Here is a 22,757-nt window from a genome sequence, read left to right on the forward strand (position 1 = left end):
TTGAGGTAAAGGCCACCGCTCTCATGGTCACGGCGTGGCGACGAACCCGTCGAGCTGATCGTTTTGTCGGACCCCGTCGCTAGCCTCCTGCCCCACACCGTCGTGAACGACTCGCAGGAGGAACCGTGGGCTGGCTCGATGCCCAACATCTCTCGGGGCGCGCTTCCGGGTACCAGGTGCGGCTCGGGGAGAACGGGCGCGTCCAGTGCCGCAACGGCAAGGGCAAGCTCCTCTCCTCGGTGCCCGCGTCGATCAAGGACGACCCCCAGGTCGTCCAGTTACGGCAGCTCGCCGAGTGGCTGTCGCGCCACGAGGCGGAGTGCCTGTCCACCGTGGACGGCTGGATGGTGCGCTCCCTGCCCGTGCCGACGGCGCTGATCTGCGAGGTCTGGGCGGACGCCGCCTGGGCCGACGCGCTGCGCGACCTCGTCGTCACGGCCGACGACGGTGGCGGCGCCGCGGTCGGGTTCCTGCGCGACGCCGACCCCCGGATCGGTCTGGGCGTGGTCACCCTCGACGGCGACAGCCTCCGGGCGAGACCCGAGTCGGTGCGCATCCCGCACCCCGTGCTGCTGGACGACTTGGACGAACTGCGCGAGTTCGGCGCCGAACTGGGGATCGAGCAGAAGGTGCAGCAGCTGTTCCGGCAGACGTTCGTCCGCCCCGCCGCGTTCCCCGCCGGCAAGACGGCCGTGGACGACTACTCCGGCGGCAAGTTCGAGCAGCTGAACCACGCGCTGGGCCGGTGCCGCACGCTCGGCTACCCGGTGCGCGGCGGCGACGCGGTCTACTCCGCGTTCGAGGACGGCCGGGTCGTGGAGGCCCGCTACTGGCTCGGCTCGGACTACCCCGAGGGCGAGACCTGGACCGGCGAACTGCGGTGGGCGCTGGAGGACGGAACCGCGTTGGCGCCGGCCGACGTCGGACCGGTCGCGTGGTCGGAGGGGATGCGCATGGCGGCGGCGATCCACGCCGGTCGCGTCGTGGAGGAAGCGGTGGTGGCCCCGTGAACGCCCTGATCTCGGCTGGGGCCGTGCTGCCCGGCACCGACGACGTCGGCGAGGACCGCGACACCATCACCGCCCGCCACTACACCCACCCCGCGCTGGACGACCGCGTGGTGGTGCGGCTGGTGCCCGCCGTGCTCGGCCGCGCCGAAGACCTGACCTGCGAGTACCTCGGTTTCGACGCGCCCGCCCGCATCACCGACGTCGGCACCGGCAGGCGCAGCGCGCTCGGCTTCCCCGCGTGGGCGCTGGTGCACGACCCGGCGAACGCCCACCACGCGCTCAACCTGGTCAAGGACGTCGAACGGCTGGCCCGCACCGCCAAGTCGCGGGCGGGCGCGGCGAAGGACGGGTTCACCGCGCTGGGCGACATGCTCGGCCGGTCCGCGCCGCACTTCCTGCCCACGTTCTACGAACAGGCCGGGCGGATCTTCCTCCAGCACGGCAACACCGCGTACGCGGCGAGCATGTTCGGCAAGGCGCGTGAGGCGGAGGAGGTGCACGACCTGGCGGTGGACCCGGAACGCACGCGTGAGGTGTTCCTGGAGTTCGCGTTCGCCGGCGCGTTGACCGCCAAGGCACTGTCCGCGCACGCCAAGGGCTTGGCGCGCAAGCACGATCCGGACGCGGCCTACGAGCTGTTCTTGACCTTGTGCGTCGAACGCACGCGTGGCGGCCTGCCCCCGTACACCGGGATGCCGGAGGACCTGCGGCGGTTGGCCAAGGCCGCGAAGCGCGATCTGGCCGTCGAGGACGGTCGGTTGCTGCGCGCGATCCTGGACAGCTCGGCGATCAGCCGGGCGAGCGGCGCGTTCTGGAAGGCCTACCGCGCTCCGCTGGTGGCGTTGGCGAAGGACGACGTGGAGGTGCGCGGTCGGCTGCTGGCGTTCGTGCCCGATTCGTCGGCGGCGCTCGACACGTGGCTGGACATCCTGACGGCGTGCGGCGCGACCCGTGCCCTCGTCGGGCCCGACGAGGTGGAGGCGAACCCGGCCGAGTGGCTGTCGTCGGTGCTGGCGGTGCGCTTGTCGGGCTGGCGGCGCACCGGGCGGTCGCTCAAGCTGCTGGAGCTGGTCGAGGCGATGGCCGATCGGCTGGCCGCCGACGGTGTGCCGGTCCGGGCGTTGCGGTACTGGCGTCAGGGTGAGCTGGACGTGCTGGACCTGTTGGTGTCGCGCGGGGTGCCGATCGCGCCCGCCGACCAGGACCAGCAGCTCGACGTGGCCGAGTGGCTGGGCGACGGGGAGCCGGGGCGTCGTGACCTGGCCGCGTTGGCCGCGTCCGAACGGTTCGCCGGCGCGCTGGGCAACGGGTTCGTCGCGCACGCCCACGCCACTGCCCGTACGGCGACGGTCGGCCTGGACGTGCTGTCGTCGGCGATGGCGGTGCCGGGTCTGCGCAGTGCGCTGCGCTCGTGGATCACTTCCCGTGCCGCGCGCATCGCCGCCACCGGGCTGCCCGACCTCGCCGAGCACCTGGACAAACTGGCCGTGGTGCGGGTCCCCGAGGCGTTCGTGGACGTCCCGGAGGCGGCCGAGTCGATCGCCGGCACCGATGTCGCCGCCGCCCTGCACCGGACGTTGCGCGCCGGCCTGCTGGACGAGTTGGGGTGGCCCGCGCTGGAGGAGGCGGTCGGCCGACTGCTGTCGGGCGGTGCTCCCCGGGCCGAGAGCGTGGTGGTGTGCGGCGAAGGGTGGCCCGCGCTCGTGCTGCGCCGCGGTGAGACGTTCGTCGTGGTCGGGCCGGACGGTGTGCTCGCCGAACACGTTTCCCGCATTCCGGCCGACGCCCGGGCCCGCTGGGGGTTCGTGCCGGCCGCGTCCTGGTTCGACGGGGTGCTGCTGGTGCGCTGGTACGGGCCGGACGGCGAGTCGGCGTACTGGAGTGACGCGCCCGACCGCATCTTCCCGATCGGTGCCGGCCGGTACTACTACCGGAACGACCTGCCGACGGCGTCGATCGCGCTGCCCGGTGGCGGTCGCTTCGCCGGCGGGCGGGCCGTGCACCCCGGCGACACAGTGGTGCCGCTGCCGCAGCAGGCGCACGGTGACGGCACCACCGTGTGGACCGGGGCGTACCAGGAGCAGGCTTGGCGCTGGTACGAGGTCGACCCGGCCACCGGCGGGCGTGGTCGGGCGAGTCTGCCGCGGTTCGTGGAGGATTTCGCCGCCGACGGCGCCGCACTGGTCCTCGGCGACTGCGACCTGAGGCCCGCGCTGCCGGAGACCGAGGGCAGCCCGCTCGGCGCGTCCGACGGCCTGCACGGGTGGCGGGTGCGTCGTGAGGCCGACGGCTCGTGGGTCGGTGAGGGCGTCGACGGCCGACGGGTCCGGCTTTCCAGTGATCTTCAGCGTCCGGTGGGTGTGTTGCGGCTGCCCGGCGCGACCGAGGTGACGTTGGCGGGTGGGCGCGAGACGATGGTGCTGCTCGACACCGACGGCGTCACGGTGGCCACGGTGTCCGCGAACGCGCAGCACCCGCTGTACGCGACGGGAACACCGTTCGTGCCGCCGCTGGACTGGTGGCACCTCCTCAGGCCGCGTGACGAGGCCGGTTCCGCCGCGCTGCGCGGCGTGACGAGGGAGGCCGTGGACAGGATGCTCGCCGCCGCACTGGCGGAACCGCGGGAGAAGCGCACGATCCGGGAGCGGCTGGCGGCGTTGGCGCGCGGTGAGCGCGGCGGGCTCGACGGCGCCGTCACCGCCGCCCTGCCCGGCCTCACCCATCCCGCGTTGATCGTCGGCGTGGTCGGCGTGGTGAGCCGCGCCGCCGACCTGCTGCGTTCCTACCGGGAGTACGCCACGATCGCGGCGGCGGCCCGCGAAGTCGACCCCGTCCTCGCGCCCACCGGCCCGGAGGCCACCGAGGAAGAGATCAACGCCGCACTCGGCTGGTTCGGCGCGTACCGCTCCCACAACTCGCGTGGCACCGTGCCGACCGGCCTGCCCGCGTTGATCGCGGCCCTCGGTGAGAGCACCGCGCGGCCGGAGGGGCGTTCGCTGCCCGAGTCGGGCAGCCCAGGCTGGTTCTGGGCGCTGCCCCACCTGGCCGCGCTGGCCCACCGCGCCGCGTCACCGCTCACCCCGGACGAGCAGCGCGACGCGTTGGTGTTGGTGCTGCGGTCCGTCGCGGACAGCGGCCTGGCGGACGGCGCGGGGCACTGGCGCACCGTCGGCGTGGTCGTGCACGCGGGACAGGCGAGCCCGAAGGACCGGGTCGTGCCGGTGGGCGACGGGTTCATCGCCCTGTTCGAAACCCAATGGCGCAACGAGCCGGGCAGCCGGTTCGACGGCGTGCAGTACACCCGTACGCCCGGCGTGTTCGACCTGCCGAAGGACTGGCGGATCGAGACGGCCGAGGAGGTGCGAGCGCCGTTCGGGCGTGAGCGAATCGCCCGGTTCCTCGACGTGCTCGCCTCGCGTGGTCCCGCGCCGTGGTTCCCGGAGGCCGTGCCCGCGCTCGTGGAGCGGACCGGTCTGGGCAGCGCCGAGGCGACCTTGCTGCTGGCCGGGATGCCGGGCATCGACCGGTGGGACGCGAACTTCCTCGGCACCGCCGAACGGCACCTGCTCGGGTTGTCCGCGGGCGGGGCGAAGGCCGCCAGGCAACGGCTCCGGCGGCTGAGCGCCGCTTACCGCCGTCGGCTGATCGCCGCCGCCGTGCCCGCCGATCCGGCCGACCTGTGGACGCGCGGGCCCGATGTGGACGCCGTCGCCGAGGTGTGGATCGCCGAGCACGGGCAGCTCTCGCCGGTGCCGGACGACGTGCTGGTGGACGCCGCGAAGCTGCTCTACCTCCCCCGTGACGGCGAGTACGTGACGGGCGTGGTCAACCCGGACCGCACGTCGTGGCTCACCACGGACGCCGATTTCCGGTTCAACGGCTCGTCGTTGGAGGCTCGTCACGGCGACGGGTTCGACCGGTCGGCGCTGCGGGCGGTGCCGCAGGTGTTGGCGTGGCTGGCGCAGCGGCTCCCGGTCGGCTCGCCGCTGCGGGCGCGGTTGCCGGAGGCATTGGCGCTGGCCAGGCAAAGGGTTGAGCACCCGGGCTTCGCCGTCGAACTCAGCGGGTGGACCTCGTCGGAGAACCTGCGCGCCCTGCTGGGCATCGACCTGCCTGCCGAGGGTGCCGTCCACCGGCACCGCGACTGGCTGGAGGTGGCGGGCGTCAACCAGCACTCCTGCCGCTTGGTGGCGCGGCCGGGTCTGATCGGACCGCAGGACCGTGACCTGTTGGTGGCGCTCGTGGAGGCCACCGGTGCGCACGACGTGCTGTGGTCGTTGACCCGGCTCGCGGACGACGGTCTCACCGCCGCGTGCGCGGTCACGGCGCCCGAGGGCGTCGATCCGGCCGCCTACCACCAGGACCCGACGGTGTCGGTGCCGCACCTGGTGGCCGAGGTGTCCGGGAAGTTCGACCTGACCGAGGACGCGGCGGTGCTGTACCTGCAACTGCTGGCCCTGCCCGATCCCACGGACGCCAACGTGGCCCGGTGGACCGGGTGGAAGCCCGCCAGGCTGCGCAAGGCCCGCACCGCCCTCGCCGAGACCGACCTGGTGCTCACCGCGAAACGGGCGCGGGCCGGGCGGTCGCTGTTCCTGCCCGGTGGCTGGCTGGCCCTGGCCGCACCCCACCTGCCGCTGGAGTCGTGGAAGGCGCCGATGTTCGGCTCCACCCCGGGCGGCCACGAGGTGATCGTGCCGTTCGAGCCGATCGCCGTCCTGTTCGAGCGCGCGTGGCGCCGCGTTCTCGACGGTGACGCGCCCGCCTATGAAGAGCTGAAGACCGGAGGACGCAGGTGACCGCTCCCAGGCAGGTCGAACCGGCCGAGGACGCCTACCGCGAAGAATTGGCGTTCCTCGCGGCGTACGACAGTGGTCCTCGGCCGCCGGGGTGGCGGCTCACACCGCGTGCCGTGGTCACGTTCGTGATGGGCAGCGGCGACGTCCTGGTGCTGCCCAAGGGTGTCTCGGTGGACGGTGTGCCGTCCCGGCTCGTGATCAGCACCAAGTTCGTCGGTGAACGCGCCCTGGTCGAGCGGGCCGTGGTGACGCTCGCGGGTGAGCGGGGGCTGTTGTTGGTCGGCGAACCCGGCACGGCCAAGTCGATGCTGTCCGAACTGCTGGCCGCCGCCGTTTCCGGCAGCAGCCAGCTCGTCGTCCAAGGCACGGCGGGCACGACCGAAGACCAGCTGCGCTACGGCTGGAACTACGCGCTCCTGCTCGCCGAAGGGCCGAGTCCGCGTGCGCTGGTGCCGTCACCGGTTCTCACCGCGATGCGCGGCGGCGGTGTGGTGCGGGTCGAGGAGGTCACCCGGTGCCTGCCCGAGGTGCAGGACGCGTTGGTGTCCATCCTGTCGGACCGGCGCATCGCGGTGCCCGAGTTGTCCGCGCCCGAATTGTCCGGCCCCGACGGTGCGACCGTGCACGCCGCGCCCGGCTTCACCGTGATCGCCACCGCGAACCTGCGTGACCGGGGCGTCTCGGAGATGTCGGCGGCGTTGAAGCGGCGGTTCAACTTCGAGGCCGTCGGGCCCATCGGCGACCTGGCCGCCGAGACGGCGTTGGTGCGACGGCAGGCGAGCGCCGCGCTGGAACGGGTGAGCGCGCCGTTCGCGGTGGACGACGTGGTGCTGGAAGTGCTGGTCACCGCGTTCCGCGACCTGCGCAACGGCATCTCGGAGGAGGGCTGGGCGGTCGAGCGGCCGTCTACGGTGATGAGCACGGCGGAGGCGGTGTCGGTCGCCACCTCGCTCGGGCTGGCCGACGCCTACTTCCCCGGCGACCGCGACCCGCTGTCGTTGCTGCCCGGACACCTGCTCGGCGTGGTCCGCAAGGACGACCCCGGCGACGCGGCCCGGCTGCTCGGCTACTGGGACGGCGCGGTGCGGCGGCGGGCGGAGTCCGGTGCGCGCACCTGGCGACGGCTGTGGGAACTCCGTGACGTCCTCGACGCGTGACCTCGTCGACCGGCTGGCCGAGCACGACACCCCGCACCTGATCGGGGTGCGGCACCACTCGCCCGCGCTGGCGGCGGTGGTGCCCACCCTGCTGGAGGCGTTCGCGCCGGAGGTCCTGCTGGTCGAGCTGCCCGAGGAGTCGGGGCGGTGGCTGCCGTTCCTGGCCGATCCGGACCTGGTCGCGCCGGTCGCCCTGTCCGGCGCCTCCCCCGACGGTGACCTGGCGTTCTACCCGTTCGCGGACTTCTCGCCCGAGTTGGCCGCGATCCGCTGGGCGCACCGCAACGGCGTGGAGGTCCGCCCGTGCGACCTGCCGCTCGCCGTGCGCGGTGACGGGCGCCGGGGCGAACGGCAGGGTGCGTCACCGCTGACGGACGCGTTGCGCCGCGCCACCACCGGCCGTGACGGTGACGACCTGTGGGACCGGTTGGTGGAGGCCGCCGCGCCCGGCCAGACCGCCGAGGCGGTGCGGCGGGCGGCGTTGCTGGTCGGCTGGGCGTTGCGGCAGGACGCCGAGGGCGCCGGGGTGGACCCGTTCGACCTGCGCCGGGAGGCGTGGATGCGGCGCGCGGTGCGGCGGACGGACGGGCGGAGAACGGCGGCGGTGATCGGGTCGTTCCACGCGGCGGCGTTGCTGGACGGGCCGGTGGACGATTCATCGCCCGGTGACACGGACGTCGTGACGTCGTTGGTGCCGTACGGGTTCGCGTTGCTGGACGAGCGTTCCGGCTACCCGGCGGGCATCCGCGATCCGGAGTGGCAGCAGGCGGTGCTGGAGGCGGCGGGCGATCCGGGCGCGGTGGAGGCCGCCGCCGCGTCGGTGATCGTGCGGATCTGCGCGCGGGTCCGGGAACTCGGCCACCCGGCCGGTCCGGGTGAGGCGCGGGAGGCGTTGCGGCTGGCCGTCGACCTGGCCCGGTTGCGCGGCCTGCCCGCGCCCGGACGGGGCGAGGTGGTGGAGGCGGTGCAGACCGTGCTGACGCACGCCGAGCCGTTGGGCCGCGGGCGGGTCGTGGCACGGGCCGCCGGCGACGTGTTGGTGGGCCACCGAACCGGGGTGCTCGCACCCGGCACGCCACGGTCGGGTCTGGCTCCGGCGGTGGAGGCGTTGCTCGCCTCGCTGCGGCTGCCCGGTCCCGACTCGCGGGAGCGGGAGCCGGTGTCGTTGCGGCTGGACCCGTTGCGGTCGGAGTTGGACACGTGGCGTGAGGTCGCGTTGCGGCGGTTGGCCGTGCTCGGGGTGACGTACGCCGAGGAGACGGCGACCACCGGTGTCGGCGGTGGCGACGCGCTCACCACCCGGTGGACGGTGGCGTGGACCCCGGCGACGGCGGCCACGTTGCCGGTGGCCGGGTTGTGGGGCGCGACGCTGGAGCTGGCCGCGTCCGGACGGTTGCGCGCACGGCGTGCCGAACGCGAACAGAAGGGCGGGCACACGCCCACGGCGGTGTTGGCGGACCTCGTCGACGCGGCGCTGTGCGGGTTGCCCGAGTCGGTCGACACGTTGTTGGCCGACGCGGCGACCGTGCTGCCGTCGGCCGGGACGTTGCGGGAGTTGTTGTCCGCGTTGGACCTGCTCGACCGGTTGCGCGCCGGCCACCTGCCCGGGACACCCGGTGACGTCCTCGACGGGCACCCGACGCTCGCGCGGGAACTGGAGACTGCGGCGGTGGCCCAGTTGGACGGGCTCGCCGGGTCGGAGGACGTCGCGGACGCGCGGGCGTTGGTGGAGCTGGTCCAGCGGCACGAGGTGCACGGGCTGCGACTTGAGGCTTGTCTGCGACGGTTGGCCGACGAGGGTGCGCCGCTGATCGCCGGAGCCGCCGGTGCGGCGCGCGTCCTCCTCGGGTCGGTGCCGCCTTCGGCGTTGGGGGAGCGGGTGGCGTCGTGGGTGGACGGCGCCGGCACCCCCGAGCGGAGGGACGTGCTGCGGCGCGGGCTGACCGGTGTGCTCGCGGCGGCGGGGCCGTTGCTGGAGACGCCGGAAGCGCTGTCGCCGTTGCTGGACCGGGTGGAGGGGTTGGCGGACCGGGATTTCCTCGACCGGCTGCCCGCGTTGCGCGGGGCGTTCACGTCGGTCGGCCCGGCGGCTCGGGCACGGGTGCTGGCGGTGGTGGAGCAGCGCACGGGCGAACGGGTGGACGGTCACGGCACCCCTGATCCCGAACTGCTGGCGGTGTGGTTGGACGCCGAACGAGCGGGTGTGGATGCCTTGCGCGCCCACGGGTTGCTGACCGAGCGTCCTGCTCGGTCAGTCGGGAAAATGCCGGAGTCTCCGGTGGCTGCGGTGTCCGTGTCGGGCGCGTTGCCGGTCGGGGTCCGGTGGCGGCTGGTGCTCGGCTTGTACGGCGAACGTCCGGCCGGTGCGGCACGCTATGCCGCTGCGTTGGACGAGCTGTACGGGCGTGATCGCGGTGAAGGGGCGTTGCGCGGTGATCTCGGGGCCGACCGCTCCAGCCCGTTCCCGGACGTGCGCGAGTGGTCGGAGGAGCTGCGGGACCTGTTCGGCGACCACGTCCGGGAGGAGGTCCTGGCCGCCGCGGCGGAAGGGGGACGGCTGGAGGCGGCGCTGGAGATCGACCCCGGTTCGGTGCGGCCGTCGGTGGAGTTGCTGCGGAACGTCCTGTCGTTGGCGGGCGGGTTGTCGGAGTCGGCGTTGGCCCGGCTGCGGCCACTGGTGGCACGGCTGGTGCGGGAGCTGACCGCACAGCTGGCCAACCGCGTTCGGCCCGCGTTGACGGGGATGCAGCTGCCGATGCCGACCCGCCGACCGGGTGGTCGGCTTGACCTGCCGCGCACCTTGCGCGCCAACCTGGCGACCGCGCGCCGTGACGCAGACGGCCGGGTGGTGGTCGTGCCGGAACGTCCGGTGTTCCGGACGCGGGGGCGGCGTGCGAGCGACTGGCGGTTGGTGTTGGTGGTGGACGTGTCCGGGTCGATGGAGGCGTCCACGGTGTGGTCGGCGCTGACCGCGTCCGTGTTCGCCGGGGTGCCCGCGCTGTCGACGCACTTCCTGGCGTTCTCGACCGAGGTCGTCGACCTGACCGAGCGGGTGGCGGACCCGTTGTCGCTGCTGCTGGAGGTGCGGGTCGGCGGCGGCACGCACATCGCGGGGGCGTTGCGACACGCCCGTTCCCTGGTGGCCGTGCCGGAGAGGACGATGGTGGTGTTGGTCAGCGATTTCGAGGAGGGCGGTCCGGTCGGGCCGCTCGTCGGGCAGGTCCGGGAACTGGTCGCCTCCGGCGTGACGGTGCTCGGCTGCGCGAGCCTCGACGACCGCGGCGTCGCCCGCTACTCCACGTCGGTAGCGGGCGCGCTGGTCGCGGCCGGGATGCCGGTCGCCGCCCTGAGCCCGCAGGCGTTGGCCCGCTGGGTGGGGGAGAAGGTGCGCGGATGAGCGTGCCCCCGGTGTCCCCGGCGGTGGTGGCCGATGTGCTCGACGGGTTGCCGCCCCGGCTGCGGAAGCGGGTCGACGCGGCTCTGGTGCGTGTTGCCGAGTGGACGGTGACGGCTGACGCCGACACGGCGCACGCCACGCTCGACTCCGAGACGGCGCTGACGTGGACGTTGCGCCAAGGCGTGCTCACTGCGGCCGACGATCTGGTGTGCAGCTGTCTGCTCGCGCCGAAGTGCCTGCACCGGGGTATCGCGGTCGCGGCGGCCGACACCGCCGCCGACACCGCCGCTCCGGCCACCGTTCCCGAGGTCGTACCGGACGACGTGGACGCAGAGACCGCGTCGGACAGCGAACGTGCCGCCGCGAGCGCCCTCTGGGAGGCGTGCGCGACGGTGCTGCGGGCTGGTGCGACGGGCAGTGGTGCGGTGGTCCGGGCCGAACTGCTGCGTGCCGTGCACACCGCACGCGTCGCGGGCCTGCACCGGGCTGCCGCGAACGGCCTGCGCATTGCCGCCGCCCTGGCCGCCGCACGTGCCGGTGACTCGTCGTTCGACCGCGAACTGCTCACCGCCGAACTGGTCGAGCTGATGCTCCTGTGCCACGACCTGCGCACCGACATCGGCCCGACCACCGAACTGCGCGGCACGGCCAGGCGCGAGTACCGCCCCATCGGCGCTCTGCGCCTGTACGGCCTGTGCACTGAGGCGATCATCAGCACCTCCGGCTACGCCGGCGTCGTCACGCACCTCGTGGACGACGCCGGCGTGCTGTGGACGGTCCCCGCGATCATGCCGGGTGGCGCGGAACGCGTCGCTGCCGCCGCGAGCGGGCCGGTGGCGGTCGGCGAGTCCGGGCTCAGCCAGCACGAATTGGGGCGTGGCGGCGTGCTGCTGTCCGGCGGCACGGCGTCGCCCGACCACCGCCTGGGTGCGGGCAAGAGCGTTCGTGCGGTGGCCGCGTCCGCCGCGTCCTGGAACGAGCCGCCGCTCACCGACCTGTGGGCACAACCGTTGCCGGATCAGGTGTTGCGCGCCTTCCAGGCCGAAACCCGTCCCGAGGCCTACCGCCCGGCTGGCGCGAACCTGCTGTTCCTGGACGGCACCGTGCTCGGCGCGGCCGGCGGCGCGTTGCGACTGGCGACCTCCGCGGCTCACCTGGACCTCGTCGGCGAGGGCGAGTGGGCGCGGGAGAACCTGCGCGTGCTCGCGGGCGCCGCAGGCCTCCGGCTGCGCGTCGTCGCCCGCCCGCTGCCCGACCGACCCGGCACGGCCGTCGCGCTGGCGGTCTCCGGCGAACTGGACCTGCCCGCCGACCTCCGGCACCACGTCGACCTGGGCCTGGACCGAATCCAACGCTCCCACGTCGCCGGGGACGGCACCCGTGAGCTCCCACCCCGCCCGGAACCGTCCGAACGCGTGCCCCGGCCGGTGCGTCCGCTGGAGAACGTGCTGCACCGGGTGGCATCGGGCGGACGTGCCGTGGCGGCCGTCGCATCGGCCGACCGTGACGTGGCCGCCCTGACCCGAACCGGTCTCGCCACCACCGCCGACCTGCTGGCCGACCTCGCCGCCGCGTCACGCGACCGTGGCCGCGATGCGTTCGGCCGGGTGGTGCGTGACGTCGGGGACGATTTCCCGTTCGCGTGGCTGCGCGCCGGGCTGCACGTCCGCGAGTTCACCCGTGCCGCCGCTCGGCGCGCGTGGCTGGCGGCGGTGGGCCACGGCTGAGGGCGCGTAACCCGGTTGATGGCTCGTGGGGCCGTGACTAAGGTCCGTCGGGTGATGAGCCCCGAGTCGGACAGAGCGGAGCCGCCGGTCGTCGGCGGCGGGTTGTCCGACCGGTAGTCGACCGGTCTTGATCGATCTCCCTTCCGGCGGCCGGACACGTGCTCCGCGTGTCTGTCCGTTTTCGGCTCTCGCCCCAATCCTGGGTGACGCGGCTCTACGGCCTGGCACGCGGATTTCCTGACCGCGTATGCCAACGCTGGAGTCGATCCCTTGCCTGTGTTCGTCTACGTCCTCGGCCTTGCCGTCTTCGCGCAAGGAACCTCCGAGTTCATGTTGTCCGGTCTCGTACCCGGCATCGCCCGTGACCTGTCCGTGTCGGTGGGCGCGGCGGCGAGCCTGACGTCCGCGTACGCCATCGGGATGATCGTCGGTGCGCCGGTGATGGCCGTGCTGAGCGCGCGCTGGCCACGCCGTCGCGCACTGGCGAGTTTCCTGACCGCGTTCGTCGCCGTCCACGTCATCGGTGCGGTCACGACGAATTTCCTCGTGTTGTTCGGAACCCGGATCGTCGCCGCGATCGTCAACGCCGGTTTCCTCGCGGTCGCGATGTCCGTCGCGACGGCCCTGGTGGTCCCGGCGAAGCAGGCCAGGGCCACTGCCGTCTTGTTGTCGGGGGTGACGCTGTCGTGCGTCGCGGGCGTGCCGGCGGGCGCCCTGCTGGGGGACTGGTCCGGTTGGCGATCGGCCTTCTGGGCGATCGCCGCCCTGTGCGTGCCCGCACTGGCGCTCGTGTTCCGGTCCGCGCCGGCCGACCCGTCCGCTAGGCGAGAGGTGTCGATCAGGCGGGAAGCACGGGCGTTGAGGTCACGGCCGGTGCGGTTGGCGCTGGTGCTCGCGGCTCTGGTCAACGGGGCCACCTTCGCGACCTTCGCCTACCTCGCCGTCATCGCCACGGACGTCACCCACCTGCCCGACGGTGCGGTTCCCGGGCTGCTCGCCGCGTTCGGCGTGGGCGCGTTCATCGGAGTGACCTTGGCCGGACGCCTGGGCGGCGGCCGGTTCGGGCCGGGCCTGATCCTCGCGATGTGCGCTCTGCCCGCCGGGTGGGCGGCACTGGCCGTGGCCGGCGCTCACCCGGCACCGCTGTTCACCCTGGCGGTCGTCCAGGGCGGGCTGTCGTTCGGTGTCGGATCGGCACTCGTCAGCCGCGTCATGCACCTCGCGTCCGACGCCCCCTCACTCAGCGGGGCGTTCGCCACCGTCGCGTTGAACGTCGGCGCGTTCCTGGGTCCGCTGTTCGCCGGCATCACAACCGAGACCACGAACGATTACCTGGGCGCCACGTGGGTCAGCGTCGCTCTGGCCACAACGGCGATCGCCGTCATCGCCGTGGACGACTCGCGGAGCTAGTGCGGGGTGGTGAGGTGCTCGTAGGCGAGGTTCGTTCCGGTCACGGCACGTTCCGCCGTGATCACGGTGTTGTCGCCGACGAGCAGCGCGCGGTCGTCCACGAGAGGGGTGCCGTCCTCACCTCGGCTCAGGCGGCAGCTGAGCAGGGCGGGCGAACCGGGATCGCGCTGGAGCACCCCGGCCTGCTCGGCGGTCAGCGCGACCGCCTGGATGGTCTCGCTCGCCTGCCGCACCGGCGTTCCCAGGTCCTCCAGGAGGCGGTAGAGGGACTGGTGGCGCAGGGGCTCCGCACCGATCCGCGACCCGATCCCCTCCGGCAGGTACGACGTCTGCAACAACAACGGGACCGGCCCACCGGTGGTGCGGGTGCTGCGCAGCCGTTCGACTGCCAGCACCCGACCACCCGCCGGGACGCCCAGCCGTGCGCTCACATCGGCCGGCGGCACGACCAGCCCGGCGTCCAGCACCTCGGTCTCCAGCTCGATGCCCTGCTCGACCAAGTCCTGCGACAGGCTGCGCAACCCGGTGAGGCCGTACGAGAACGCGGGCCGGCGCACGAACGTGCCGACCCCGTGCCGGGTCTCCAGCAGCCCGTCCGCCTCCAGCGCCTGGATCGCCTGCCGCACGGTCATCAGCGAGACGTCGAACTCCTCGACCAACTCCCGTTGGGCGGGCAGCGGCGCGTCGGCCGGGTAGCGCCCGTCGGCGATCCGGTCGGCCAGCACCCGGTAGATCGCGAGGTACTTGGGCACGCGCGTCTCGTACTCGCGGCCAGTGCGCCGCCCGTCGTCCACCTGTGGAAACTCCCCGCTCTCAACCTCCGACCGAGGATAGCGCCCGGCGGAACGCGGCCACCGCGTCCACGACCTCGGCGACCGGCGCGCCGTCGACCAGCATCCGCATGAGCGCCGAGCCGACCACGACGCCGTCGGCGTCCACACAGGCCTCCACCGCGTGCTCCACAGTGGAGATGCCGAAACCGGTCACCACGGGCAGGTCCGTCATCCCCTTGAGCCGCCGAGCGGTCTCACGGGCGGTTGTGGCGAGGGCGTCCCGTTCACCGGTCGTGCGCATCGAACTCATGCAGTACACGAACCCGGACGACGCCCGCGCGATCTCACGGCACCGGTCGTCACCGCACGAGGGCGCGGCCAGCAGCACCGCCGCGACCTCGGCCTCCGCCGCACGCGCCAGGTACTCCGCCGACTCGTCCAACGGCAGGTCCGGCACGATGACCCCGCGCACGCCCACCGCCGCGAGGTGGTCGAGGAACCCGCCCACGCCACGCTCGGGCGTCAAGGTCATCGCCACGTTCGCATAGGTCATCACGACCAGCGGCACGTCGACGTCCAGCCCGGCCAGTTCGTCCAGCAGCGACCGAGGACGTCCGCCACGACCGGTCGCGAGGGCGGCGGCCTGCTGCACGGTGGGTCCGTCCAGCATCGGGTCGGAGAACGGCAACCCGATCTCGACCGCGTCAGCACCGGCCTCCGCCGCGCCCCGGACCAGGTCCAACCAGTCCGGCACGACACCCGCCATGACGTACGGGATCAGCAGCCGGCGCCCGTCGGCGCGGGCGGCCCGCAAGTGGTGTTCCAACGTGGCGACCGCGACGCTCATCGGAGGTGCTCCCTGACCTGTTGGATATCCTTGTCACCGCGTCCGGACAGCGTGACCAGCACCGTCGACCCGGCCGCCAGCTCACCGGTCGCGGCGGCGTCGACCACCCACGCCAGGGCGTGCGCGGATTCGAGCGCGGGGAGGATGCCCTCGGTCCTGGTCACCAGCTTCAACGCCCGCACGGCCTGGTCGTCGGTGACGCTCGTGTAGTGCACGCGCCCGGTTTCGGCGAGGTGCACGTGTTCCGGGCCGACGCCCGGGTAGTCCAGCCCCGCCGAGATCGAGTGCGCTTCGAGGACCTGGCTGTCGTCGTCCTGCAGGAAGTGCGACATGAACCCGTGCAGCACGCCGAGCTTGCCCTTCTCCACCGCGCTGCCGCCGGCCGCTTCGACGCCGACCAGCCGGGCCGGGGTGTCCACGAACCCGGCGAACGTGCCCGCCGCGTTCGACCCGCCGCCGACGCAGGCCACCACGACGTCCGGCACGGCGGTCGGCAGCCGGTCGGCGCACTGGGCGCGGGCTTCCTCGCCGATGACTCGCTGGAACTCGCGCACCATCCACGGGTACGGGTGCGGGCCCATGGTGGAGCCGACGCAGTAGTGCGCGTCCTCGGTCTCGTTCACCCACGCGCGCAGCGCGCCGTTGGTGGCCTCCTTCAGCGTGCCGACGCCGTTCGCCGACGTGACCGGCACGACCTCGGCGCCGAGCAGTTCCATCCGGAAGACGTTCATCTCCTGCCGCCGGACATCGGTCTGTCCCATATAGACGGTGCAGGTCAGGCCGAGGAGGGCGGCGGCGGTCGCGGTGGCCACGCCGTGCTGCCCGGCGCCGGTCTCGGCGATCAGCTTTCGCTTGCCCATGCGCCGCGCGAGCAGCGCCTGGCCGAGCACGTTGTTGATCTTGTGTGACCCGGTGTGCGCCAGGTCTTCCCGTTTGAGCAGCACCCGCACGCCCAACGCCTCGGACAGCCGCGCGCACTCCGTCAACGGCGTCGGCCTGCCCACGTAGGTGGCGAGCAGCCGCCGGTACTCCGTCGTGAACGCGGCGTCGGCCCACGCCTCGCGGAACGCCGTCTCCACTGCCTGGGCTGCGGGTATGAGTGCTTCCGGCAGGTAGCGCCCGCCGAACCTTCCGAACCGACCGGCGGCGTCGGGTGCGCGCATCGCGCCGGTGCTGACGACCTCTTCGACTGACACATCTAGAACTCTAGAACTCTTTGACCGTGCTCGGCAAGTCTCGGGCTGTCGACCGTCCACATGTGCCGGCAGTCTGTGCGGGCACACCGTCGAACGCCTTTGTGATCCCGAGGAGTCGTATGCCATCGCGTGTCGTCGTCACCGGCGGGAGCGGCAAGCTCGGCCGCGCGGTCGTGGCCGATCTCGTCGCCACCGGCTGGGACGTGGTCGTGGTCGACCGCGTCCTCCCGGCCACGCAACTCGCCCCGACGACCCTGCTCGACCTCACCGACTACGGGCAGGTGGTCGAGGCGTTCACCGCGATCGACGACCGCTATGCTGGCGTCGACGCGGTCGTGCACCTGGCCGCGATCCCCGGACCGGGCGTCGCCACCAACGCCACGATCTTCCACAACAACGTCACCAGCACGTACAACGTCTTCGCCGCCGCCAGGCAGGCCGGCATCCGCAACGTGGTGTGGGCGTCCAGCGAGACCCTGCTGGGCCTCCCGTTCGACACGCCGCCGCCGTACCTGCCGGTCGACGAGGACTACCCGGCCCGGCCGGAGACCTCCTACGCCCTGGCGAAGCACCTGGAGGAGACCATGGCGGCCGAGTTCTGCCGCTGGGTGCCGGACCTCAAGGCGACCGGCCTGCGCTTCTCCAACGTGATGGAACCCGGCGACTACGCGGCCTTCCCGTCGTTCGACGCCGACCCCGGCCTGCGGTCGTGGAACCTGTGGGGCTACATCGACGCCCGTGACGGCGCCCAGGCCGTTCGCCGGGCCCTGGAGCGCGAGGGCGTCGGCCTGGAGGTGTTCATCATCGCCAACGCCGACACGGTCATGTCCAAGCCCACCGCCGACCTGGTCGCCGAGCGGCTTCCCGACGTCCCGCTGCGACGGCCGGTGGAGGGCAACGAGACGCTGCTGTCGATCGACAAAGCCCGCAGGCTGCTCGGCTACGAACCCCGCTACAGCTGGCGCGACCAGGTGTGACCCGTGCTCAGACCGGCGGCATCCGCTCGACCGGCTTCCTCGGCGCGGACACCCGGTAGCTCTCGGTCAGCAGCTCGGCGACCTCGTCCCAGTCCGTGTCGTCGTCCAGGACCAGGCCCACGACGTTGGCCGCCCACACCGGCTTGAAGAACGGGTGGGCGGCGTGGCTCAGCGCGGCCAGCTCCGGGCCCGCCGAGCGGAACGTCAGCACCGGCCCGTCGGTGCCCGCCGCCTGGGCGTACGACGGCGGGTTGCCGTCCTCGACCTCCAGCACGTGCGCGAACGCCCGCTGCCGGATCCGCCACCGCGTGCCCCGCCAGGCCCGTTCCTCCACGACCTCCGGGAACGCCAGGCACACCGCCCGCAGCCGTTCGACGATCTCGTCCGGTACCTCCGCCGGTTCACCCATCCGTGAATTATCGGATGAACGCGGGAGGGGGTTGACCCCGGCCGCGGGCTCGGAACCCCCGGATCGGGGCCGCCCGGGTCCGGGGTTACCTTGCACTGGTGGAGATCCGTCGTGGCGACCTGGCCGACCTGCCCGCGATCATGGAGATGCTGGACAGCGCCGTGTCGTGGCTGGACGCCGTCGGCCGGACCGGGCAGTGGGGGAGCGAGCCGTTCACCGAGCACCCCGAGCGGATCGAGGGCATCGTGGAGAAGATCCGCGAAGGCACGGCGTGGATCGCCGAGGTCGACGGTGTGCCGGCGGGCGCCATGACCCTCGCGCCCAGACCGCCCGGTTACGTCGCTCCGGCCGACGAGCCGGAGATCTACGTGACGTTGTTGGTGACGTCCCGGTCGTTCGCCGGGCTCGGCGTCGGCAGCGCGTTGCTGGCGCACGCCCGCGAGGAGACGCGGCGCGCGGGCGTGGAGTTGCTGCGGGTGGACTGCTACGCGGGCTCGGACGGCCGGTTGGTCGACTACTACCGCAGCAACGGCTTCGAACCGGTCGAGCGGTTCACCGTCGGCTCGTGGCCGGGACAGGTGCTCGCCCAGCGGGTGGAGCGCTCCGACACCTGACGCTCCGCCACCCGACCGGGGGACGCGCGACCCCGTTCGGCCGCGGCGCGGCGATCCGCGGAACCGCACTTCTGCGTTGTGGCCGGGCATTTTGAGTCGTGCGGATGAAAATGAACCCGACCCTTCGGGTAGTTGGCCGCCTGTTTTCGGACCAGTACGGTCGGATTCATGTCGCTGGACGTTCTCGATCTGCTCAGAGCAGGATTGCCGGAGAGTGCCGCGCCACGGCGGCGGATCGTCGTGGTCGGCGCCGGAATGGCCGGGTTGACCGCGGCCATGCTGTTGAAGGAAGCCGGCCACGAGGTGACGATCCTCGAAGGCCAGAACCGGCTGGGCGGGCGCATCCTCACCTATCGGGGATTCGCCGGCGATATGTACGGCGAGTTCGGCGCGATGCGGTTCCCGCTCCAGCACCCGTTGGTGCAGTGGCTGATCGAGGACAAGTTCAAGCTCGCCACGAAACCGTTTCCCATGTACGACGAGGACACGTTCGTGTACCTCCAGGGAAAGGGTGTGCGGCGGCGGGATTTCAGCGCCGACCAGTTCACCTTCGACCTGTCGCGCGGTGAGGCCGACAAAGCGCCGCACGACCTGCTGCGGCACACCGTGCAGCCGCTCGTGGACATCATGGAGCAGGAGGACGACGCGAAGGCGTGGCACCGGCTGCTGACCGACTACGACGGGTACACGCTGCTCGGGTACCTCAAGGAGCGCGGTCTCAGCGACGGCGCCCTGTCGATGCTCGGGCCGTTGTTCAACCTGGAGGGCCGGTACCACTTCTCGCTGGTCGAGTGGTTCTCGCACTACTACGAGGACGTGTTCGGCCGGCTGGTCTACATCGTGGACGGCGCGGATTCGTTGCCCAGGGCGTTCGAGCCGTTCCTGATGGACGACATCAGGCTCGGCGCGCAGGTCCACGCCGTCGACCAGACGGACGGTGAAGTGCGAGTCCACTTCCGGGCCGGGCGCAAGACACACACGATCACGGCGGACGAGTGCATCGTGACGGTGCCGTTCGCGAGCCTGCGGCACATGGAGATCCAGGGGCTCGACCCGGACAAGTGGTACGCGATCCGCAATACCTACTACGGGCGGGCGCACAAGCTGTTCATGCAGTTCAGCGAACGGTGGTGGGAAAGCTCGTACGGCATCACGCACGGGCTCACCGTGACCGACCTGGCGATCCGCAACATCGTGTACCCGCCGGCGGGGCAGGACACCCGCTTCCGCAAGGGCGTGATGATCGCGTCGTATTGCTGGGAGCAGGACAGCATGCCCTACACGCCGTTGGCGGGGGAGGAGAGCGTGGCCCAGGCGTTGGAGGACCTGGTGAAGATCCACCCGGAGGCGCGGGACACGTTCGAGTTCGGCGTGTACAAGGACTGGGCGCTCGACTGGTTCGCGTGCGGTATCGGCCCCCTGTTCCGGGCGTTCGAGATGAGCGAGGCGTTCTACGAGGACGTGATCCGACCGGTGAACCGGGTCTGGTTCGCGAACGACGCGTGCGACCGCCGTCACCGGCGGTGGGTGGAGGGCGCGCTCAAGGCGGCGGTGAAGAACGCCTACGCGATCCACGAGGGGCTGCGCGACGAGATGCCCTGGAAGGACTGAGCGCGCCGGCTACCGGGTGAGTAGCTCGGCGTCGTGGAGGGCGGCGGCGACCCGGTCCGGTGGCCAGCCCAGCTCGGTGGCGAGCCGGTCCGCGCTGTCCGGGGTGACGGCGCGGACCAGTGCCGCGAGCATGGTGACGACGTCGCCGGTGGCCGTGCCGGGACCACCGGACATGTCGTCGCTGAGCTGCGCGAAGAACCGGCGCATGTGGTCCAGGCGGGCACCGGCCGGTGTGGTGGGGTCGAAGACGTCGACGCCGCGCTGGGCGGTGGCCGCCAGCATCGCGTTCGTCCGGGCACTCGTCAGCCACGTCCGGAGCCACACGTCGTCGTCGATGAAGTACCGCTCCCGCCGGGAGTCGCGTTCGCGGCGGACCAGTTCCAGGCCTTCCAGGTAGCCGACGGCCTTCGACACCGACGCGGGGCTGACCCGCAGCCTGCCGACCAGTTCCGCGGCCGTCAGGGCGCCCGCGTCCGTCGTGACCAGGCTCGCCAGCACGCGGGCCGCCATGCGCGGCAGTCCCGTCTGGACCATCAGCGCGGCGAACTCCTCCGCGAACGCGAGCACCGCCGCCGGATCGCGGCCGGGTGCGCCGACGTCGGCCGGTGGTTCGTGGGGCGTGGCGGTCCTGCGTCGGCGGGCGCGTCGGCGGGTGGCCAGGTGGGCGCGGTCGGCGCGGTAGTCGCGCGGGCCGCCGTTGCGGCTCACCTCGCGGGTGATGGTGGACGTCGGCCTGTCCAGCCGCCGCGCGATCTCGGCGTACCCGAGGCCCTCGGTCAGACCGGACGCGATGTCGCGGCGGTCCTCGTCGGTCAGCCTGCCTCCCGGCATCGCCGGCCCACCTCCTGCTCGTCGGTCCGCCCAGTGTGCATTCACGACCAGCACATTGCAACGGACTGGTCTTGGGAATTGCATTCGTCGGCAACGTCATTGCAATGATTTGCACGGCATCTACCAGGGTAAATGCGGATACAGGGCACGGCTTCGCGTTGTAGCTCTGTGAAACGCAACGTAGCGTTCGCTCCCTTCTGAAGATCAGTTGACGAAGGGGGAGGTATGGCGAGCGAGCAAGTCGTGCTCGACGTCGAAGGCCTGCGCATGCGCTACGGCACGACCGACGTCCTGCACGACGTCACGTTCCAGGCCCGGCACGGCGAGGTGCTGGCCCTGCTCGGCCCGAACGGCGCGGGCAAGACGACGACCATCGAGATCCTGGAAGGTTTCCGGATGCGCTCGGCCGGCCGGGTCTCGGTGCTCGGCGTCGACCCGGCGCACGCCGACGAACGGTGGCGCGCCCGCGTCGGCGTCGTCCTGCAGTCCTGGCGCGACCACGGCAAGTGGCGGGTCCGCGAACTCCTCGCGCACCTCGGCACCTACTACACCTGCTACGCCACCGAGCAGATCACGCGACCGTGGGACGCGGACGACCTGGTAGCGGCCGTCGGCCTCACCGCCCAGGCGCACAAGAAGGTCAGGACGCTGTCCGGCGGGCAGCGGCGCAGGCTGGACGTCGCCGTGGGCATCGTCGGCCGACCCGAGCTGCTGTTCCTCGACGAGCCGACCACCGGCTTCGACCCGGTGGCCCGGCGCGAGTTCCACGAACTCGTGCACCGGCTCGCGAGCCAGGACGAGACCACCATCCTGCTCACCACGCACGACCTGGACGAGGCTGAGAAGCTCGCCGACCGCATCGTCGTCCTCGACGGCGGCCGGATCGTCGCGGACGGCACGGCGGAGGAGCTGTCGCAGCGGATCGCGGGCGAGGACGAGGTCCGCTGGACCCACGCCGGGCAGCGGCACGTGCGGTCGACCAAGGAGTCCACCAGGTTCGTCCACGACCTGTTCCGCCGGTACGGCGACGAGATCACCGACCTCGAGGTCCGCCGGGCCTCACTGGAGGACACCTACCTGTCGCTGGTGCGCCGGGTCGAGGCGGAAGGAGCGGCCCGGTGAACCCGACCGCGACCGCGTTGCGCGCCGGCTGGAGGCGCGGCCTGATCGAGCTGCGGCAGTCGCTCACCAACGGCGCGGACCTGTGGAACCACGCGTTCTGGCCCGTGCTGATGCTGGTCGTCACGTACTTCCTGCGTGACGTGTCGTTCGGGCAGAGCGGGTTCTCCGTCGGCGCCCTCGCGTTGCCGGGCATCCTCGGCATGAACGCCGCGATGGCCATGGTCACCATGAGCCAACTGCTCACCGCCGAACGCGAGGACGGCACCCTGCTGCGCGCGAAGGCGACACCGAACGGGATGCTCGGCTACCTGGTCGGCAAGATCGTGTCCGTGGCCGGCGGCCTCATCGTGGACCTGGCCATCTTCCTGGTCCCCGGCGTGCTCCTCGTCTCCGGCCTGGTGACCGGGAGCCCGGACTCCTGGCTGACCCTGGCGTGGGTGCTGGCGCTCGGCATGGTCGCCGCCCTGCCCATCGGCGCGGTGCTGGGCTCGGTGTTCTCCAGCGCACGCGGCCAGGGCCTGCTCATCCTGCCGATCCTCGGCATGATCGCGATCTCCGGCATCTTCTACCCGATCACGTCACTGCCCGTCTGGCTGCAGTGGGTCGCCCAGGTCTTCCCGGTCTACTGGCTCGGCCTCGGCATGCGTTCGGCGCTGCTGCCGGACGCGGCGGTCGCCGTGGAGATCGGCGAGTCGTGGCGGCACCTGGAAATCGTCGGCGTGCTCACCGCGTGGGCCGTCCTGGGCCTGGTCCTGGCGCCGATCGTGCTGCGCCGGATGGCCCGCCGGGAATCCGGGTCGAGTGTCGCCCAACGGCGGGAGAAGTCCCTCCAACGAGTCGGATAGGTGACGGACCCTCGACCGACCGCAACGAAAGA

At 72.3% G+C, this 22,757-nt stretch carries 16 protein-coding genes; 11 read left to right on the top strand and 5 right to left on the bottom strand.

What is annotated here, in order from left to right; translation table 11 throughout:
- Nucleotides 1-125 precede the first annotated feature (125 nt).
- From FM051_RS20835 to FM051_RS20860, 6 genes are all read left to right on the top strand, one after another.
- A complete protein-coding gene (locus FM051_RS20835) occupies nt 126-1,010 on the top strand; it encodes a DUF4132 domain-containing protein (RefSeq protein WP_158845877.1) in 885 nt (294 codons plus the stop codon).
- Nucleotides 1,007-5,809 carry a hypothetical protein gene (locus FM051_RS20840; protein WP_158845880.1) on the top strand — a complete coding sequence of 1,601 codons (4,803 nt, stop codon included), beginning with the start codon at nt 1,007-1,009 and terminating at the stop codon, nt 5,807-5,809. Before FM051_RS20835 ends, FM051_RS20840 begins: the two co-directional genes overlap by 4 nt.
- Nucleotides 5,806-6,966 carry an ATP-binding protein gene (locus FM051_RS20845; RefSeq protein WP_158845883.1) on the top strand — a complete coding sequence of 387 codons (1,161 nt, stop codon included), beginning with the start codon at nt 5,806-5,808 and terminating at the stop codon, nt 6,964-6,966. Before FM051_RS20840 ends, FM051_RS20845 begins: the two co-directional genes overlap by 4 nt.
- Nucleotides 6,947-10,363, top strand: coding sequence for a DUF5682 family protein (locus FM051_RS20850; protein ID WP_202918946.1), 3,417 nt, complete (start codon nt 6,947-6,949; stop codon nt 10,361-10,363). The genes FM051_RS20845 and FM051_RS20850 overlap by 20 nt, the downstream gene beginning before the upstream one ends.
- Nucleotides 10,360-12,090, top strand: a complete 1,731-nt coding sequence (locus tag FM051_RS20855) for a hypothetical protein (RefSeq protein ID WP_158845888.1) — start codon at nt 10,360-10,362, stop codon at nt 12,088-12,090. The genes FM051_RS20850 and FM051_RS20855 overlap by 4 nt, the downstream gene beginning before the upstream one ends.
- Nucleotides 12,091-12,360: 270 nt before the next feature.
- Nucleotides 12,361-13,500: a Cmx/CmrA family chloramphenicol efflux MFS transporter gene (locus FM051_RS20860; RefSeq protein ID WP_158845891.1), complete on the top strand. Its 1,140-nt coding sequence runs from the start codon at nt 12,361-12,363 to the stop codon at nt 13,498-13,500.
- On the opposite strand, the gene FM051_RS20865 is transcribed toward FM051_RS20860, so the two are convergent.
- The 3 genes from FM051_RS20865 to trpB are packed head-to-tail and all read right to left on the bottom strand — an operon-like array spanning nt 13,497 to nt 16,283.
- Nucleotides 13,497-14,294 (bottom strand): GntR family transcriptional regulator, encoded by a 798-nt coding sequence (locus FM051_RS20865; RefSeq protein WP_158845894.1) that lies wholly within the window; start codon nt 14,292-14,294, stop codon nt 13,497-13,499. The genes FM051_RS20860 and FM051_RS20865 overlap by 4 nt on opposite strands.
- A 19-nt stretch (nt 14,295-14,313) precedes the next feature.
- Complete coding sequence (trpA, locus tag FM051_RS20870) at nt 14,314-15,120, bottom strand: tryptophan synthase subunit alpha (RefSeq protein WP_158845897.1); 807 nt, start codon at nt 15,118-15,120, stop codon at nt 14,314-14,316.
- Nucleotides 15,117-16,283, bottom strand: coding sequence for a tryptophan synthase subunit beta (gene trpB, locus FM051_RS20875; protein ID WP_158846191.1), 1,167 nt, complete (start codon nt 16,281-16,283; stop codon nt 15,117-15,119). Before trpB ends, trpA begins: the two co-directional genes overlap by 4 nt.
- Before the next feature lie 152 nt (nt 16,284-16,435).
- On the opposite strand from trpB, the gene FM051_RS20880 reads away from it, so the two are divergent.
- Nucleotides 16,436-17,293, top strand: coding sequence for an NAD-dependent epimerase/dehydratase family protein (locus FM051_RS20880; RefSeq protein ID WP_158845899.1), 858 nt, complete (start codon nt 16,436-16,438; stop codon nt 17,291-17,293).
- A 7-nt stretch (nt 17,294-17,300) separates the two neighbouring features.
- On the opposite strand, the gene FM051_RS20885 is transcribed toward FM051_RS20880, so the two are convergent.
- The gene (locus tag FM051_RS20885) at nt 17,301-17,702 is read right to left on the bottom strand and encodes an MmcQ/YjbR family DNA-binding protein (protein ID WP_158845902.1); all 402 of its coding nucleotides are present in this window, start codon (nt 17,700-17,702) and stop codon (nt 17,301-17,303) included.
- 98 nt (nt 17,703-17,800) lie between these two features.
- On the opposite strand from FM051_RS20885, the gene FM051_RS20890 reads away from it, so the two are divergent.
- Both FM051_RS20890 and FM051_RS20895 read left to right on the top strand, forming a co-directional pair.
- Nucleotides 17,801-18,316, top strand: coding sequence for a GNAT family N-acetyltransferase (locus FM051_RS20890; protein WP_238412526.1), 516 nt, complete (start codon nt 17,801-17,803; stop codon nt 18,314-18,316).
- Between the two features lie 168 nt (nt 18,317-18,484).
- Nucleotides 18,485-19,927, top strand: a complete 1,443-nt coding sequence (locus FM051_RS20895; RefSeq protein WP_158845905.1) for a flavin monoamine oxidase family protein — start codon at nt 18,485-18,487, stop codon at nt 19,925-19,927.
- A 9-nt stretch (nt 19,928-19,936) separates the two neighbouring features.
- On the opposite strand, the gene FM051_RS20900 is transcribed toward FM051_RS20895, so the two are convergent.
- Entirely contained in the window at nt 19,937-20,758 is an 822-nt protein-coding gene (locus FM051_RS20900) for a GbsR/MarR family transcriptional regulator (RefSeq protein ID WP_158845908.1), read from the bottom strand.
- A gap of 225 nt (nt 20,759-20,983) precedes the next feature.
- Here FM051_RS20900 and FM051_RS20905 point away from each other — a divergent pair, with 225 nt between their 5' ends.
- Both FM051_RS20905 and FM051_RS20910 read left to right on the top strand, forming a co-directional pair.
- Entirely contained in the window at nt 20,984-21,880 is an 897-nt protein-coding gene (locus tag FM051_RS20905) for an ABC transporter ATP-binding protein (protein ID WP_158845911.1), read from the top strand.
- Complete coding sequence (locus FM051_RS20910; protein ID WP_158845914.1) at nt 21,877-22,725, top strand: ABC transporter permease; 849 nt, start codon at nt 21,877-21,879, stop codon at nt 22,723-22,725. The genes FM051_RS20905 and FM051_RS20910 overlap by 4 nt, the downstream gene beginning before the upstream one ends.
- The last annotated feature ends 32 nt before the right edge of the window (nt 22,726-22,757 follow it).

The organism is Saccharothrix deserti (assembly GCF_009769385.1).
Lineage (GTDB): Bacteria > Actinomycetota > Actinomycetes > Mycobacteriales > Pseudonocardiaceae > Actinosynnema > Actinosynnema deserti.